The 15884-nt window shown below is 64.9% G+C and carries 13 protein-coding genes and 2 tRNA genes; 5 read left to right on the top strand and 10 right to left on the bottom strand.

What is annotated here, in order from left to right:
• Positions 1–62: 62 nt before the first annotated feature.
• From VA599_RS14990 to ptsG, 3 genes are all read left to right on the top strand, one after another.
• A complete protein-coding gene (locus VA599_RS14990) occupies positions 63–455 on the top strand; it encodes a DoxX family protein (protein ID WP_021475516.1) in 393 nt (130 codons plus the stop codon).
• Positions 456–895: 440 nt separating this feature from the next.
• Complete coding sequence (gene ptsP / locus VA599_RS14985) at positions 896–3409, top strand: phosphoenolpyruvate--protein phosphotransferase (protein WP_346789301.1); 2514 nt, start codon at positions 896–898, stop codon at positions 3407–3409.
• 173 nt (positions 3410–3582) lie between these two features.
• On the top strand, positions 3583–5346 hold the full coding sequence (ptsG, locus tag VA599_RS14980; protein ID WP_346789299.1) for a PTS glucose transporter subunit IIBC: 1764 nt from the start codon (positions 3583–3585) through the stop codon (positions 5344–5346).
• Between the two features lie 69 nt (positions 5347–5415).
• Here ptsG and cfa read toward each other — a convergent pair whose 3' ends face one another.
• Together cfa and VA599_RS14970 are read right to left on the bottom strand one after the other, a co-directional pair.
• Positions 5416–6570 carry a cyclopropane fatty acyl phospholipid synthase gene (cfa, locus tag VA599_RS14975; RefSeq protein WP_346789298.1) on the bottom strand — a complete coding sequence of 385 codons (1155 nt, stop codon included), beginning with the start codon at positions 6568–6570 and terminating at the stop codon, positions 5416–5418.
• 139 nt (positions 6571–6709) lie between these two features.
• Positions 6710–7507 (bottom strand): Cof-type HAD-IIB family hydrolase, encoded by a 798-nt coding sequence (locus VA599_RS14970; protein WP_346789297.1) that lies wholly within the window; start codon positions 7505–7507, stop codon positions 6710–6712.
• Positions 7508–7659: 152 nt separating this feature from the next.
• On the opposite strand from VA599_RS14970, the gene VA599_RS14965 reads away from it, so the two are divergent.
• Positions 7660–8859 carry an MFS transporter gene (locus tag VA599_RS14965; protein ID WP_021476525.1) on the top strand — a complete coding sequence of 400 codons (1200 nt, stop codon included), beginning with the start codon at positions 7660–7662 and terminating at the stop codon, positions 8857–8859.
• A gap of 68 nt (positions 8860–8927) precedes the next feature.
• On the opposite strand, the gene VA599_RS14960 is transcribed toward VA599_RS14965, so the two are convergent.
• The 6 genes from VA599_RS14960 to hppD all read right to left on the bottom strand — a co-directional run bounded on the left by VA599_RS14960 (position 8928) and on the right by hppD (position 13360).
• Positions 8928–9003: transfer RNA gene (locus VA599_RS14960), tRNA-Phe, on the bottom strand.
• A 6-nt stretch (positions 9004–9009) separates the two neighbouring features.
• Positions 9010–9085 (bottom strand) — tRNA-Phe (locus VA599_RS14955).
• Between the two features lie 156 nt (positions 9086–9241).
• The gene (gene maiA / locus VA599_RS14950) at positions 9242–9886 is read right to left on the bottom strand and encodes a maleylacetoacetate isomerase (RefSeq protein WP_346789295.1); all 645 of its coding nucleotides are present in this window, start codon (positions 9884–9886) and stop codon (positions 9242–9244) included.
• Positions 9879–10856: a fumarylacetoacetate hydrolase family protein gene (locus VA599_RS14945; RefSeq protein WP_346789293.1), complete on the bottom strand. Its 978-nt coding sequence runs from the start codon at positions 10854–10856 to the stop codon at positions 9879–9881. Before VA599_RS14945 ends, maiA begins: the two co-directional genes overlap by 8 nt.
• Before the next feature lie 175 nt (positions 10857–11031).
• Positions 11032–12162, bottom strand: a complete 1131-nt coding sequence (locus VA599_RS14940) for a homogentisate 1,2-dioxygenase (protein WP_104948055.1) — start codon at positions 12160–12162, stop codon at positions 11032–11034.
• A 121-nt stretch (positions 12163–12283) separates the two neighbouring features.
• A complete protein-coding gene (gene hppD / locus VA599_RS14935) occupies positions 12284–13360 on the bottom strand; it encodes a 4-hydroxyphenylpyruvate dioxygenase (RefSeq protein WP_346789292.1) in 1077 nt (358 codons plus the stop codon).
• A gap of 422 nt (positions 13361–13782) precedes the next feature.
• Between hppD and VA599_RS14930 the strand changes: the two genes are divergently transcribed.
• A complete protein-coding gene (locus VA599_RS14930; protein WP_021476520.1) occupies positions 13783–14268 on the top strand; it encodes an Lrp/AsnC family transcriptional regulator in 486 nt (161 codons plus the stop codon).
• A gap of 60 nt (positions 14269–14328) precedes the next feature.
• Here VA599_RS14930 and VA599_RS14925 read toward each other — a convergent pair whose 3' ends face one another.
• Positions 14329–14886 (bottom strand): TIGR00645 family protein, encoded by a 558-nt coding sequence (locus VA599_RS14925; RefSeq protein ID WP_021476519.1) that lies wholly within the window; start codon positions 14884–14886, stop codon positions 14329–14331.
• A gap of 52 nt (positions 14887–14938) precedes the next feature.
• A complete protein-coding gene (gene metF / locus VA599_RS14920; RefSeq protein ID WP_021476518.1) occupies positions 14939–15775 on the bottom strand; it encodes a methylenetetrahydrofolate reductase [NAD(P)H] in 837 nt (278 codons plus the stop codon).
• Positions 15776–15884: the final 109 nt, after the last annotated feature.

Below are 15884 nucleotides of genomic sequence, written 5' to 3'. Positions count from 1 at the left end.
ATTTATTGAATATAAAGCTGATGGTCAAATAGCGCCATACCAATCTGAACTGGAACGCAATCATGAACCGTCTGCAAAACCCCTACTTGGCCGCCCTGGTGCTGCGCTTGGCGCTGGGCCTGATGTACCTGTCCCACGGCGCGCTGAAGCTGTTCGTCTTCACTCCTGCCGGCACTGCCGAATACTTCGCCAGCCTGGGCCTGCCGGGCTTCGTCGGCTACTTCGCCATCCTGATCGAGATCGGCGGCGGCCTGCTGCTGCTGGCCGGCATCCAGGCGCGCTGGGTGGCGCTGCTGCTGATTCCGCAACTGCTGGGCGCCATCGTTCTGGTGCACGGCGCCAAGGGCTGGATGTTCACCAACGAGGGCGGCGGCTGGGAATACCCCGCCTTCCTGATCGCCAGCTCGCTCGCGCTGTTCCTGCTGGGCCAGCCGGAACGGCAGCGCCAAGCCTGATCAAGCCCGGTCACCGCTCTCCAGCCCCGCTTCCGCGGGGTTTTTCGCTTTTTAGAGTTGCATTACAAAAATGCAACAGCGCCTGTCTTTCCTCCCCGCGCCCCAAGTCCGCAATATTCAAGCGCTATCTCGCGTCTGTCCGCCAATATGCTGCAATGCAGCAGACAATCAAGACAATTCCGACTTGCACATTTTCTTGATTGCCATCAAGCTGCTGCGTGATTTGCGTGTAGTTAAACTACAAAATAGGCAAGATACGAACAAGCCCAGTCGCCGGCCCGACATGACGACTGCCTGTATATAATTGTCAAAACCCCGTCAGGACAAGCCAGCACGACAAAAGCGCGCCGACGCGCGGCCATTCCCCGGCCCCCATCCAACGGCTTGATTGACGCTCGTAATAAAACGACTGGAATTATCCACGAATTGAGGAGTTTCTCATGGGCACCACCGCACCAAGATTAGATGTTCTGGCCCCCCTTTCCGGGTGGCTGGTCCCCTTGGACAGCGTTCCGGACCCCGTGTTCGCCGGCAAGATGGTCGGCGACGGCATCTCGCTCGATCCCACCTCGGGCAGTCTGCTGGCTCCGGTCAGCGGCGTGGTCAGCAATCTGCATTCCTCCCACCACGCGCTGACCATCACCACCGCCGAAGGCGTGGAAGTGATGGTGCACATCGGCATCGACACCGTGATGCTGAAAGGCGAAGGCTTTTTCCCCTTGGTCGAGCAAGGCCAACGAGTCGCCGTCGGCCAGCCGGTCATCGACTTCGACCTTGACCTGGTCGGCCGCAAGGCCGCCAGCCTGCTGACCCAGATCATCGTCACCAACGGCGAAACCGTGGCCAGGATGAGCCTGGCCGACGGCATGGTCGACGCCGGCAAGAGCGTGGTGCTGTCGCTGCAGCTGGCCAACGGCAAGGCCGTATTGCCTACCGAAACCGCCGAACCCCAACTGTCCGCCGACATCGCCATCGGCAACCCCGCCGGCCTGCATGCCCGTCCGGCGGCGGTATTCGCCAGCAAGGCCAAGACCTTCTCCTCCGACATCCAGTTGATTCTGGGCGACAAGGAAGCCAACGCCAAATCCGTGGTCGCCATCATGGGCCTGGCCACCAAACTGGGCGACCTGGTGCGCGTGCGCGCCGCCGGCGGCGACGCCTCGGCCGCCATCGCGGAACTGACCCAACTGCTGAACGAGCGCTGCGGCGAGAAGGCCGACGAGGCGCCGATCGCCCCGGCCGCCGCGCCGGTCTTCGCCCAGCAGCAGGACAGCGACAGCCAGCTGGCCGGCGTCGGCGCTTCGCCTGGCATCGCCATCGGCCGCATCGTCCACCATCGTCTGCAGGAGTTCGACGTGCCCGAGCACGGCAAGGGCGCCAATGTGGAACAACAGGCGTTCTCCCGCGCCGCCGAGGAGGCTTCGGCCCAGCTGGACCTGGTCAAGGCCCAGCTGACCGATCCGGCCAAGCAGGCCATCCTGTCCATGCACCAGGAACTGCTGCAAGACCCCGAGCTGCTGGCGCAGACCTATACCGGCCTGGCCGACGGCAAGTCCGCCGCCTGGTCCTGGCGCGCGGCCTTCAGCGCCTATTCCGCCCGCCTGGAAGCGCAGGACAATCCGCTGCTGCGCGAACGCGCCAACGACATCCGCGATGTGGGCCGCCGCGTGCTGGCGCTGCTGGCCGGCGTCAAGCAGGCCGCGCTGGAGCTGCCGGCCGGCTCCATCCTGATCGCCGAAGACCTGGCCCCGTCCGATACCGCCGCGCTGGATCCGTCCAAGGTGATGGGTTTCTGTACCCGCACCGGCGGCGCCACCAGCCACGTGGCCATCCTGGCGCGCTCGCTGGGCATTCCGGCGATCTGCGGCATCTCCCAGGCCGCGCTGAAGCTGCCGGAGGGCCTGCAGGTGATCCTGAACGGCAACGAGGGCACGCTGGCCATCGCGCCGACCGCTGACGACATCGCCGCCGCCGAGCGCGACATCGCTCGCCTGGCCGAGCGCCGCGCCGCCGAGGCCGAAAGCTCGATGCGTCCGGCCGCGACCCGCGACGGCGCCCGCATCGACGTGGTGGCCAATATCCGCAACGCCGCCGACGCGCGCGAAGCGGTGGCCAAGGGCGCCGAGGGCGTGGGCCTGCTGCGCTCGGAATTCCTGTTCGACAACCGCGACACCGCGCCTACCGAAGCCGAGCAAGCCGCCGAATACTGCGCGGTGGCCGAGGCGCTGGGCAAGGAGCGCCCGCTGGTGGTGCGCACGCTGGACGTCGGTGGGGACAAGCCGCTGTCCTACCTGCCGCTGCCCAAGGAAGACAACCCCTTCCTCGGCCTGCGCGGCATCCGCGTCAGTCTGGAACGCCCCGACCTGTTGCGCACCCAGCTGCGCGCCATTCTGCAAGCCGCGCCGCTGACCCAGCTGCACATCATGTTCCCGATGGTGGCCTCGCTGGAAGAGCTGCGCGCCGCCAAGGCGGTGCTGACCGAAGAGCAGGCCGCGCTGGGCGTGTCCGGCGTCAAGGTGGGCATCATGGTGGAAGTGCCGTCGGCCGCGGTGCTGGCCGCGCGCTTCGCGCCGGAGGTGGACTTCTTCTCCATCGGCACCAACGACCTGACCCAGTACGTGCTGGCGATGGACCGCGGCCACCCGCAGCTGGCCAAGCAGGCCGACGCGCTGCACCCGGGCGTGCTGGCTATGATCGCGCTGACCTGCGAGGGCGCGCGCGCCCACGGCAAGTGGGTGGGCGTCTGCGGCGGCCTGGCCTCCGACGAGCGCGCAGCCCCGCTGCTGGTGGGCATGGGCGTGACCGAGCTGTCGGTCAGCACCCCGGCGGTCGCCTCGGTGAAAGCCACGCTGGCGCGCTGGAGCATGGACGAGTGCCGCGAGCTGGCACGCGAGGTGCTGGCGCTGTCCACCGTCACCGACGTCCGCCACCATCTGAATCAACTCGCTCGTTAACAGAATAAGCCTCGGCGCGGGCACGGCCTGCGGCGCCGGGCGGGGAGACCGCCGGGGAAACCCGGCGCCGTCCGGCGCCACTCAAGCGGCTTGGCGCGCGAAGAGGCTTTATAGAGGGGACGGCATCACAGCCGCTCGACATTCCATAAGCATGTCAAAGCAGGATAATAATCATGTTTAGTCAATCATTCGCTTTTCTGCAGAAGATCGGCAAGGCGCTGATGCTGCCGGTGGCGGTGCTGCCCGTAGCGGGCTTGCTGCTCGGCATCGGCGCGACCGACTTCCACACCCAGAACACGGTCTTCTTGGCGATCCTGTCGCTGATGAAGAATTCCGGCGACGTGATTTTCGGCAACCTGCCGTTGATCTTCGCCGTCGGCGTGGCGCTTGGTTTCACCGAGAACGATGGCGTCGCCGCCATCGCCGCGGTGATCGGCCATCTGGTCACCACCGTCACGCTGGGCGTGATGGCCGGCATTCTTGGCGTCGCCACCACCCCCATCATGGGCTTGCCGTCTATCCAGACCGGCGTATTCGGCGGCATTCTGGCCGGCGGCCTGGCGGCCTATATGTTCAACCGCTTCTACCGGATCAAGCTGCCCGAGTACCTGGGCTTCTTCGCCGGCAAGCGTTTCGTGCCCATCATCACCGCCATCGGCGCCATCGGCCTGGGCGTGGTGCTGTCCTTCGTCTGGCCCCCGATCGGCAACGGCATCAAGTCGTTCTCGCAATGGGCGGCCGTCAGCGATCCCCGCACCGCGGCCACCGTGTACGGCTTCGTCGAGCGGATGCTGATTCCGTTCGGCCTGCACCACATCTGGAACGTGCCGTTCTTCTTTGAAATCGGCGCTTTCCCGGATGCGTCCGGCAAGATCATCCACGGCGACATCAACCGTTTCTTCGCCGGCGACCCGACCGCGGGCATTCTGTCCGGCGCCTTCCTGTTCAAGATGTTCGGCCTGCCGGCCGCGGCCATCGCCATTTGGCACTCGGCCAAACCGGAGAACCGCGTCAAAGTGGGCGGCATCATGATCTCCGCCGCGCTGACCTCCTTCCTGACCGGCATCACCGAACCGATAGAATTCTCCTTCCTGTTCGTCGCGCCGGTGCTGTACCTGATCCATGCCGTGCTGGCCGCCTCCACCCAGTTCGTGGCCAATACGCTGGACATGCACATGGGCTTCACCTTCTCGCAGGGCGGCATCGATTTCCTGATGTTCAACCTGATCGGCGACAAGGCCAAGCACGCCGGCTACGTGTTCATCCTGGGACCGATCTACGCAGTGGTCTACTACTCGGTGTTCCGCTTCGTGATCGCCAAGTTCAATCTGAAGACGCCGGGCCGCGAAGATGAAAGCGCGGAAAGCATCGGCGCCGTCAGCGAAGACCAACGCGCGCGCGAGCTGGTGCTGGCCTTCGGCGGCCGCTCCAACATCCGCAGTCTGGACGCCTGCATCACCCGCCTGCGCATCGCGGTGCAGGACACCGCCAAGGTGGACCAGTCCAAGCTGAAAGCGATGGGCGCATCCGGCGTGGTGGTGGTGGGCAGCGGCATCCAGGCCATCTTCGGACCCTTGTCCGAAAACCTGAAGACCGATATGGAGATCTATCTGCGCAGCGCGGGCAGCGATGCCGAACTGTCGTCCGCCCCGGTTGCCTCTCCGGCTCCGGCCGTCGCGCCCGCGGCCACCCCGGCAGCCGCCGCCAAGGCCGACGTCTCCGCGCTGAAGCAGGCGCTGGGCGGCCCGGCCAACCTCGGCAAGGTGGAGGCCATCGCCCACACCCGCCTGCGCGTGGAGCTGAAGGACGCCGCCCGCTTCAACGAGGCCGCGGCCCGCGCCGCCGGCGTCTCCGCCGTCACTCAGGTGGCGCCGGGCGTGCTGCATCTGATCGTCGGCGACCAGGCCACGGCGCTGGCCGCCGCGCTGCAGGGCTGACCGTTCCCCGTCATGCCGCAAACAAAAACGCCAGCGAATCTCGCTGGCGTTTTTCATTCCCCCCATCCCTCAGCGCGCCACCCTCAGCCCGCCCTCTACTCCCTCCCGGCTGAACAGCACCTGCCACAGTTGCAGGTCGCGCGCGCGGAAAGCCCCGGCGCAGGCGTTCAGGTAATAGGTGAACATCCGGTAGAAGCGGGACGGGTAATGGGCCGTCAGCTGAGGCCAGGCCTGCTGAAAACGCTGCAGCCAGGCCATCAGCGTCAGGTCGTAGTCGGCGCCGAAATTGTGCCAGTCCTCCACCAGCCAATAGCGCTCGCTGGCACGGGCGATATGCGAGACCGATGGCAGGCAGCCGTTGGGAAAGATGTATTTCTCTATCCACGGGTCGATGCGCAAATCGGTCGTCTTGGCGCCTATCGTATGCAGCAGGAACAGGCCGTCCGGCGTCAGATTGCGCGCGGCGGTCTCGAAATAGGCATCGTAATTGCGCGGCCCGACATGCTCGAACATTCCCACCGAGACGATGCGGTCGGCCCTAAGCGCCAGGTGGCGGTAATCCTGCAGCAAGATGTCCACGTCCAGCCCGGCGCAGCGCTGCAGCGCCAGCTGCCGCTGCTGCTCGGAGATCGTGATGCCGGTGACCCGGACACCGCAATGACGCGCGGCGTAAGCGGCCAGGCCACCCCAGCCGCAGCCGATGTCCAGCAGGTGCATGCCTGGCTTGAGCCCCAGCTTGTCGCAGATCAGCCGCAGTTTGGCTTCCTGCGCTTCCTCCAGCGTGGCGGCGCCCTTCCAGTAGCCGCAGGAGTACTGCATGTTCGGGTCCAGCATCGCGGCGAACAAGTCGTTGCCCAGGTCGTAATGGTGTTCGCCCACCTTGCGGGCCCGCCGCAAGGACTGGTAATTGACCAGCCTGGCCGCCATCAGGTACAGCGTGTCGCGCCAGCGCCGCGGCAGCCTATTCTCCAGGCCGGCGCGCATCACCCGCTGGAAGAAGGCGTCCAGCCGCTCGCACTCCCACCAGCCGTCCATATAGCTTTCGCCCAGGCCCAAGGAGCCCTGCTGCAGCACGCGGCGGTAGAACTGCGGATTTTTCACTTGAATGTCGAACGGACGGCTGCCGTTGACGGCGACATCGGCGGCGGCCAGCATCTCCTCGATGATGGCGCGCTCCGCTTGGCGGGCGTTTCCGCTCTCATTTTCCAGACACGATGAATTCATGGCGATCCCCCCGGCATGGCCATTCAGCACAACGAACTCGATCGACGATCAGAAACAAGGACAGACGTTTTACCTAGCTTAACGCGCTCCCGCCCCGCTTGGCCAGCGGGAGAAATCCAGTCTGCGAACGCGCCATCGGCTACAGCGTGAACAGCTCCCGCAAGTGCAGCGCCACGCCCGACTCCGCATGGCTGCCGATGCGCCGGGCCTGCGGCAGCATGTCGCTGAGCCGCGGATGCGCATTGCCCATCACCCGCGGATGGCCTGCCGCCCGCAGCAGCTCGATGTCGTTCTGGCCGTCGCCGAAAGCGAGGCACGCGTCCGCCGGGATGCCCAGCTGTTCCAGCACCAGTTCCAGCGCATGGCCCTTGGACACGCCGGCCGCCATCACCTCCAGGCAATGCTCCAGCGAGAACGTGATATAGAGCCTGTCGCCGAAACGCTCTCGCAGCCTGCGCTCCACACCCAGCAAATGCTCGTGCGGCGCGATGTACAGCACCTTGCCCACGCCAGCGCCGTCATGGCGGGCCAGATCGCACACCCGATACGCGGTGCCGGAATCCTTGTGCATGTCCAGCAGTTCCTGGCAGGGTTCGCTGATCAGCCACTCATCGTCCAGGTAGAAATTGACGATGGCCCCGTCTGCGAACTCCGGCTGGGAAATGACGCGGACCAGCTCCGCGTCGATATTCCGTCGATAGATCAAGGCATCATCAGGATCATGCACCCGCGCGCCGTTGGAAGTAATCAAATAGGCGCGCACGCCCAGCGCCTGGCGGATGCCCCTGACGTCCAGGTAATGGCGGCCGGTGGCGAGGGCGAACCGCACGCCGCGCTGTTCCAGGCATTGCAAAGTCGAGGCGGTCAACGGGGTCACGGCGTGATGCTGGTCCAGCAGGGTGCCGTCCAGATCGGAGGCGATGAAACGGTAAGGCATGTGAGCTCCGGCGCAATACAAGTTGCCGATTATACGCCGTCGAACCAAGGCCTCCGCCGACCGTCCTCAAATTGACAAAGACATATGGCCTGGATAACTTGGCCTATCCGCATGATCCCCGCTACGCGCGGAAAACCGCAAGGAGAGCCCCCATGGCCAATCGATACGGCCAATTGTTCCGCACGCCGGGCGTTACGGCGCTGGCGCTGGCCGGCTGGGTGGCGCGCCTGCCCAGCACCATGGTGGGGGTCGGCATCATCACCATGCTGTCGCAGACCCGGGACAGCTACAGCCTTGCCGGATCGGTCGCCGCCACCCTGATGCTGGCCACCGCCCTGCTGTCGCCGCAGGTGTCGCGGCTGGCCGACCGCCACGGCCAGAGCCGCGTGCTGCCGCCGGCCACCGGCATCGGCGCCTGCGCCCTGCTGGCGATGGTCCTGTGCAGCCATCTGCACGCGCCATCTTGGATGTTGTATCTATGCGCGGCATGCGCCGGCTGCCTGCCCAGCATTCCGGCGATGACCCGCGCGCGCTGGGCCCGCTTGCTGGAAGGCAATGCCCTGCTGCCGACGGCGTTCGCGCTGGACAGCGTCTTGAGCGAGATCGCCTTCGTCATGGGCCCGCCCTTGGCTATAGGCCTGTGCCTGGCCTGGTTTCCCGAGGCCGGCCCGCTGCTGGCCGCCCTGCTCATCCTGTTCAGCGTTTCCGCGCTGCTGCGCCAGAAATCCACCGAACCACCGGCCCATCCCGCCACGCCGGGCAGCGGCCGCTCCGCGCTCTTCCTGCAGCCGGTGGCGGTCCTCGCCCTGCTGATGGGCACGTTGGGCGCCATCGCCGGCATCATCGATGTCGCCGCCGTGGCGTTCGCCAAAGCGCAGGGCTCGCCGTCCGCCGCCGGCTGGGTGCTGGCGCTGTACGCGCTGGGCTCCGGCATCGGCGGCCTGGCCTTCGGCGCGTTCAAGCCGGCCATGCCGCTGGGCAGGCTGTTGCTGTATTGCTGCGCGGCCACCGCGGCCAGCTCGGCCTTCATCGCGCTGGCGCCGAACGTCTTCTGGCTGGCGGCGGTGATGCTGCTATGCGGACTGTCATTCGCGCCGACGCTGATCGTGGCGATGGAGATGGTGGAGAAAGCGGTGCCGCGCGCGCGGCTGACCGAGAGCCTGACCTGGCTGGTCACCGGCATTCTGTTGGGCGTGGCCGGCGGCGCATCCCTGTGCGGCCTGACGATCGACGCCTACGGCGCCCGCGCCGGACTGAACCTGACGCTGGCGGCGGGCGTCTGTTCGCTGCTGATCGCCCTTGCCCTGCCGCGCGCGCCCTCGCCCAAAAGCATCGTGGAGGACGCCTGCTGAGGCTGCCAGGCGCCATCCGGGCACCCAATGCAAAAAGCCGAACCCTTGCGGATTCGGCTTTTTCAATCTGGTGGCCAGTCGCGGAATCGAACCACGGACACGCGGATTTTCAATCCGCTGCTCTACCAACTGAGCTAACTGGCCTTGCTGTGGTGGCCAGTCGCGGAATCGAACCACGGACACGCGGATTTTCAATCCGCTGCTCTACCAACTGAGCTAACTGGCCACTTCTACCTTCAGCGCTACCGCGCCGTCAGAGCCACGCATTTAATCAGAGGACGCCATTCGCGTCAAGGAATAATTGCAAAAAAACAGCCTGTCGCTGCCCGGTGAAAACAAGCGGCCCGGCCGCTCTACGCGGCCGGGCCTTCAGATCAAAGACTTACATCGCGTCCGGCTGGCGGGACGGATGCGCTTCGGCGAATGCCTGCAAATGCTCCAACTCGTCGGCGACGCGGACGATATTCGGATACTCCGCCAGATCCACCCCGAAACGGCGGGCGCTGAACACCTGCGGCAGCAGGCAGACGTCGGCCAGCGTCGGCTCATCGCCTGCCGCATAGCGGCTCGGCGACTCGGCCAGCTGCTTTTCCAGCGCGTCGAAGCCGGTGCGGATCCAGTGGCGGATCCACTCGGCCTTGCCTTCCTCGTCCTTGCCGTACTCAGTCTGCAAATACTTGCCGACCCGGGTGTTCTGCAAAGGATGGATGTCGGCGGCGATGGCCAGCGCCAGCGAGCGCACCCGCGCCCGCGCCGCCGGCTCGGCCGGCAACAGCCGCGACGTGTCCGGGTAAGCCTCGTCCAGGTATTCGCAGATAGCCAGCGACTGCGCGATCCTGACGCCGCCGTCATCCAGCAGCGGCACCAGGCCATTCGGGTTGATCGCCAGGTACTCGGCGCTGCGCTGCTCGCCCTTCAGCAAATTGATCGGCTGATAGCGGTAATCCAGCGCCTTCAGGTTCAGCGCGATGCGCACCCGGTAGGCGGCGCTGGAACGGAAATAACCGTACAACACGCGATCAGTCATGTTTCACCACGGTCTGTTCGATCACCCCGAAGATGCTGTCGCCTGCGGCGTTCCTCATCTCGATTCGCACGGTGTCGCCCACCTTCATGAACGGAGTCTTGGGCGCGCCCTGCTCGATGGTCTCTATCATCCGCTGCTCGGCCAGGCAGCAAGAGCCGACCGAGCGGTCCTTGTTGGAGATGGTGCCGGAGCCGACGATGGAGCCAGCGACCAGCTCGCGGGTCTTGGACACGTGGGCAACCAGCTGCGGGAAGCTGAACTGCATCTCGACGCCGCAATCGGGTTTGCCGTAGAAGGCGCCGTTGTAGTCGACCAACAGCGGCAGATGCACCTTGCCGCCGTCCCAGGCGTCGCCCAGTTCGTCCGGCGTGACGGCGACCGGCGAGAAGGCGGTGGCCGGCTTGCTCTGGAAGAAGCCGAAACCCTTGGCCAGCTCAGGCGGGATCAGGCCTCGCAAGGTCACGTCGTTGACCAGCATCAGCAGGAGGATGTGCTTGGCGTCGGCCGGCGCGCCCAGCGGCACGTCGCCGGTGACCACCGCCACCTCGCCTTCGAAATCCAGCCCCCAGGCCTCGTCGCGCAGCGGGATGTCGGCCGTCGGCGCCAGGAAGGCGTCGGAGCCGCCCTGGTACATCAGCGGATCGGTGTAGAAGCTATCCGGTACCTCGGCGCCGCGCGCCTTGCGCACCAGCTCGACGTGGTTCAGGTAGGCGCTGCCGTCGGCCCACTGGTAGGCGCGCGGCAGCGGGCTCAGGCAGCGCTTGGAATCGAAGGTGACTTCGTCCGGTACCCTGCCCTGGTTCAGCGCGGCGTAGACTTCCTTCAGGCGCGGCTCGGCCTGCGCCCAGTTGTCCAGCGCGCCCTGCAGCGTGGCGGCGATGGCGGGCACCGCCACGGCACGGGTCAGATCGCGGCTGACGACCATCAGCTGGCCGTCACGGGTGTGGTTGTGATAAGTAGCTAATTTCATCTTGATGTTCTTTCTGCCGGCAGGCAGTGACTCTATTGCTTGATTTTTATACGCCCAACGTAGCTTAAGGAGCATTCTGTCGCGAGCGGCCCGAGGTCGAAGCGAGACGCGCAGCTGTACAAATGGTACAGCGAGCATCGCAGCTTCGAGATCGGACCGCGCAGCAGAAATGAACTCAAGCTTTAGGCTTCCAGCTGTCCACGTAGCCTTGCCACTCGACGCTGGCCAGGCCCGGGCCCTGCTCCAGCGCGTCGCGGGCGTCTATCATCACGGCCACTTCGTCGGTGAACTTCTTCGGGTCGGTCATCGCCTTGGCGAAGGCCTTCGGGTGCGGGCCGTGGGTGAAGCCGGCCGGGTGGAAGGTCAGCATGCCGGGCTTGATGTTGTCGCGGCTGAAGAAGTCGCCGGCGTGGTAGAAGATCACTTCGTCGTAATCGTCGTTGTTGTGATAGAACGGCACCTTCAGCGCGCCTGGGTCGGACTCGATCGGCCGCGGCACGAAGGTGCAGATCACGAAGCCGTCGGCGACGAAAGTGGTGTGCGCCGACGGCGGCAGATGGTAGCGGTGGCTCATCAGCGGGCGGATGTCGCGCCAGTTGACGCGCGCCACCGACAAATTGCCGTGCCAGCCGATGGCGTCCAGCGGGTTGTAGGGGTAGGTGACGGTGGACAGCGCGCCGCGGCGCTTGATCACCACTTGCCATTCGTCCTCGGTCTGCTGCGCGCGGAAGGCGTCGTCTATCGCCGGCACGTCCAGCACCGCCTCGTCGAAGATCGCGTGCGGGCCGACCAGGCCCTTTTCCGGCAGCTGGTAGGCGCCGTTGCTGGTTTCCACCAGCAGCATGGTGGTCGGGCTGGCCGGCTCGATGCGCCAGCTGGTGGAGCGCGGCACCAGGATGTAGTCGCCGTCGCGGTAGCTCAGGTGGCCGTAGTCGCAGAACAGCTCGCCGCTGCCGGCATGGATGAACAAGAGGTCGTCGCCGTCGGCGTTGCGGAACAGCTGGGTCATCGCCTTGTCGCAGCGCCAGATGCGCAGCTTGCACTGGGCGTTGTGCAACACCAGCGGCGCGTCCCACGGCGCCGGCGTGCCATGCGGCAGCTCGTTCAGGTCGAAGGCGCGCGGACGCAGCGGGCCTTCCCAGGCGCTCCAGCCGGTCGGCGGGTGTTTGTGGTGCAGGTGGGTGGCCGGGCCGAAGAAGCCGCTGCGGCCCACTTCGCGCTCGTAGATGGCCTCGGCCGGGAAATCGGCGTGGGCCTGCCGCGAGATGGTGCCTTCGCGGTGCGGGTAACTGATCCATTTACGCATTTTGAATGTCCTGTCGGCGCGGCCGGCGGCGCACAGACCGCGCCCTTGCATGATGTACGCACGGCAAAACGCCGCGACGCCCGTCCGGAAGTCCGGAGCCGGCCGCCGCGGCGGGAATGGATCAATCGGCCTTCAGCACGCCGCGGCGGATCTGGTCTTCCTCGATGGACTCGAACAAGGCCTTGAAGTTGCCTTCGCCGAAGCCTTCGTTGCCCTTGCGCTGGATGATCTCGAAGAAGATCGGGCCGATCACGGTTTCGGTGAAGATCTGCAGCAGGATGCCTTCCACCGGCGCGCCGTCGATCAGGATGCTGTTCTTGTGCAGGCGGGCGACGTCCTCGCCGTGGTCCGGCACGCGGGCATCCACCTTCTCGTAATAGGTGTCCGGCGTATCCAGGAAGCGGGTGCCGCGGGCCTTCAGCGTTTCCACCGTGGCGTAGATGTCGGCGGTGGTCAGCGCGATGTGCTGGATGCCCTCGCCGTTGTACTGGCGCAGGAATTCCTCGATCTGGCTCTTGTCGTCGGACGACTCGTTGATCGGGATGCGGATCTTGCCGCAGGGGCTGGTCATCGCCTTGGACACCAGGCCGGTCAGCCTGCCTTCGATGTCGAAGTAACGGATTTCGCGGAAATTGGCGATGCCGGTGTAGAAATCGGCCCAGGTGGCCATATTGCCGCGCGCCACGTTATGGGTCAGGTGGTCGATCTCGGTCAGGCCGACGCCGTACGGATGCTGGTCCACGTCTTCCAGCGGCACGAAGTCGATCTCGTAGATGTCCTTGTCCTTGCCGTAGCGGTCGACGAAATACAGGGCCGAGCCGCCGATGCCTTCCACCGCCGGGATGTTCAGCTCCATCGCGCCGACCGGGCGCTGATAGGGCTTGGCGCCGTGCGACAGCGCGTATTCGTACGCCTTGGCGGCGTCCTTGACGCGCCAGGCCATCGCACAAGCGGACGGGCCGTGGGCCTTGGCGAATTCGCTGGCCGGCTGGCTGCGCTCGGCGTTCAGGATGAAGTTGATGTCGCCCTGGCGGTACAGGCGCACGTCCTTGCTGCGGTGGCGGGCCACTTCGGTGAAGCCCAGCGACAGGAACAGCTGGTTCAGCTTCTCCACGCCCTCGGCGTTGGGAGCGGTGTATTCGACGAACTCGAAACCGTCGGTAGCGAGCGGATTTTGCAGCATGGCTTCCATTTTCATCTGTTTCTCCTCTGTTTATAGCCCCATACCTGTCAATGGCGGCATGGACTATCAATTTTCGTTCAGACTTTTGTAAACGTGCGCGGACGGTCCGCGTTATGTAAGCTGACCGCATGCCTATCCGCAGGGCGGAGGAAGCGGTTCGACGAGGCGGGAGGAAGCAGAGACAAGGGGAAGCGGAACGCGCGATGGGACACGCGCGCCGACGCCGGCCGCCAAAAACGGCACGGCTTGGCTCTCCTCCGAACGAATCGTTGTCTGCTGTCACACACCATCGACATGCATCGGCAGTCTTGCGCCGCCGTTTGCGATTTAGGCTTTTTATTCTATGGAAAGCGGGCGGCAATTATCTTGCTAAATGGATTTTGCCGAGCGATATTGAGGAATAAAATGTCTCAACAAACCGATTATCAGGAGAAAATATGCCAAGTCTCACATTAGATAAGACAGACTTGCGTATTCTGGCCGAGCTGCAGCTTGACGGCCGGTTGACCAACGTCGAGCTGGCCGAACGCGTGGCGCTGTCGCCGTCGCCCTGCCTGCGCCGACTTAAGCAACTGGAAGAGTCCGGTGTAATCCGCCAGTACGTCGCCCTGCTCGACCCCGCTCACATCGGTTTAGGCCTGCAGGCCTGGGTGCGCGTCACGCTGGAAAAACGCGGCAATATGCATTTGCAGAGCTTCATCGACGCCGTGCAAAACTGGCCGGAAGTGATCAATTGCTTCGCGATGACCGGCGAAATGGATTACCTGCTGCAGGTGTACTTCGAAGACATGGAGCACTTCTCGCGCTTCGTGATGGACGAGCTTCTCCAGCATCCGGGCGTCGAGGACGTGAAGTCCAGCTTCGTGCTGAAGGAGATCAAGCGCACCACCGCGCTGCCGCTGGGACAGATGCGCGGCATGTAAGCGGCGCGCGCCCCAAAAACAAAACGGCCCGAAAGGGCCGTTTTGTTTTGGCTGCGCCGGTCAATCGCGCTGGTGGTGGGCGGTGGTGCCGGCCAGCAGCTTGTCGGTGTAGGCGATGGCCGCCGCCGACAGCAGGAAGGCCAGGTGCAGGAACAGCTGCCACTTGATGGTGTGCTCGTCGATGCGGCTGGCGTTGATGAAGGTCTGCAGCAGATGAATGGATGAAATGCTGATGATGGCCATCGACAGCTTCACCTTCAGTACCGAGGCGTTGACATGGTCCAGCCACTCCGGCTGGTCCGGGTGACTGTCGATGCGCAGCCGCGACACGAAGGTCTCGTAGCCGCCCACCGTCACCATCACCAGCAGATTGGCGATCATCACCACATCGATCAGGCCCAGCACCGCCAGCATGATGTCGGTCTCGGTCAGGTGGTTCAGCCCCTCCAGCAGCTCCCACAGCTGGGCCAGGAATTTCCAGGCGTACACGCCCTGCACCACGATCAGGCCGAGATAGATGGGCAATTGCAGCCAGCGGCTGCTGAAGATCACCTGGCCGAGCAGCGATTTCCTGGGTTCGGCTTGAATTTGTCGTTGGACGTGTTGCTGGTCTTGCATGGGCTTTCCTGTCGTTCGCGGCCGCGGGCGGCTTTGCGCCGCCCGCTCGCCGTCACAGGCCCAGCCTCTGCCAGATGGTGGAGACCAGGCCCGCCTGGTTCAATGTGTAAAAATGCAGACCGGGCGCGCCGCCTTGCAACAGGCGGTCGCACAGCTCGGTCACCACGTCCAGCCCCAGCGCGCGGATGGACGCGGTATCGTCGTAATAGGCCTGCATGCGCAGGCGCAGCCAGCGCGGCACTTCCGCCCCGCACATGTCGGAGAAACGGCACAGCTGGCCGAAATTGGAGATCGGCATGATACCCGGCACGATGGGAATGTCCACCCCGCGCGCGCGCGCTTCGTCGACGAAGCGGAAATAGCTGTCGGCGTTGAAGAAGTACTGGGTCATCGCAGAGTCGGCTCCGGCCCGGACCTTGCGCACGAAGTTGGCCAGGTCGTCTTCGGCCGAGCGCGCCTGCGGATGGAATTCCGGATAGGCCGCCACCTCGATGTGGAAATGGTCGCCATGCTCGGCGCGGATGAACTCCACCAGCTCGTTGGCGTAGCGGAATTCGCCGGCGGCCACCATGCCCGACGGGATGTCGCCGCGCAGCGCCACCAGGTGGCGGATGCCGTTGCCGCGGTATTCGTTGAGGATGGCGGCGATGTTCTCGCGGGTGGAGCCGATGCAGGACAGGTGCGGCGCTGCAGCCTGCCCTTCGCTACGGATCTCCAGCACGGTGGACAAGGTGCCGTCGCGGGTAGTTCCGCCGGCGCCGAAAGTCACCGAGAAGAACTGCGGCTTGAACTGGGCCAGCTGCTGGCGCGTGGTGCGCAGCTTGGCCACGCCCTCGGGCGTTTTGGGCGGAAAGAATTCGAAACTGAAGGTGCGCGGCGTCTGCGTCATGGTGATCCTCTCTATCGCTGTCCTGGCTACCGGCCTCTGTGTGCCGTTGCTCGTTTGGCTTGCCCGAAAAAAAACGGACAGATCCATTTTATGGGGCCTGTCCGTTTCG

The sequence above is a fragment of the Chromobacterium indicum genome (assembly GCF_039708975.1).
Classification (GTDB): Bacteria; Pseudomonadota; Gammaproteobacteria; order Burkholderiales; family Chromobacteriaceae; genus Chromobacterium; species Chromobacterium piscinae.
The sequence above is the reverse complement of the archived record's forward strand: the minus strand, read 5'-3'. Positions and strand labels throughout refer to the sequence as shown.

Excerpts from the sequence above, each read along its gene's own strand:
- VA599_RS14990 (WP_021475516.1), top strand. The coding sequence starts at position 63 with ATGAACCGTCTGCAAAACCCCTACTTGGCCGCCCTGGTGCTGCGCTTG.
- ptsP (WP_346789301.1), top strand. The coding sequence starts at position 896 with ATGGGCACCACCGCACCAAGATTAGATGTTCTGGCCCCCCTTTCCGGG.
- ptsG (WP_346789299.1), top strand. The coding sequence starts at position 3,583 with ATGTTTAGTCAATCATTCGCTTTTCTGCAGAAGATCGGCAAGGCGCTG.
- cfa (WP_346789298.1), bottom strand. The coding sequence starts at position 6,570 with ATGAATTCATCGTGTCTGGAAAATGAGAGCGGAAACGCCCGCCAAGCG.
- VA599_RS14970 (WP_346789297.1), bottom strand. The coding sequence starts at position 7,507 with ATGCCTTACCGTTTCATCGCCTCCGATCTGGACGGCACCCTGCTGGAC.
- VA599_RS14965 (WP_021476525.1), top strand. The coding sequence starts at position 7,660 with ATGGCCAATCGATACGGCCAATTGTTCCGCACGCCGGGCGTTACGGCG.
- maiA (WP_346789295.1), bottom strand. The coding sequence starts at position 9,886 with ATGACTGATCGCGTGTTGTACGGTTATTTCCGTTCCAGCGCCGCCTAC.
- VA599_RS14945 (WP_346789293.1), bottom strand. The coding sequence starts at position 10,856 with ATGAAATTAGCTACTTATCACAACCACACCCGTGACGGCCAGCTGATG.
- VA599_RS14940 (WP_104948055.1), bottom strand. The coding sequence starts at position 12,162 with ATGCGTAAATGGATCAGTTACCCGCACCGCGAAGGCACCATCTCGCGG.
- hppD (WP_346789292.1), bottom strand. The coding sequence starts at position 13,360 with ATGAAAATGGAAGCCATGCTGCAAAATCCGCTCGCTACCGACGGTTTC.
- VA599_RS14930 (WP_021476520.1), top strand. The coding sequence starts at position 13,783 with ATGCCAAGTCTCACATTAGATAAGACAGACTTGCGTATTCTGGCCGAG.
- VA599_RS14925 (WP_021476519.1), bottom strand. The coding sequence starts at position 14,886 with ATGCAAGACCAGCAACACGTCCAACGACAAATTCAAGCCGAACCCAGG.
- metF (WP_021476518.1), bottom strand. The coding sequence starts at position 15,775 with ATGACGCAGACGCCGCGCACCTTCAGTTTCGAATTCTTTCCGCCCAAA.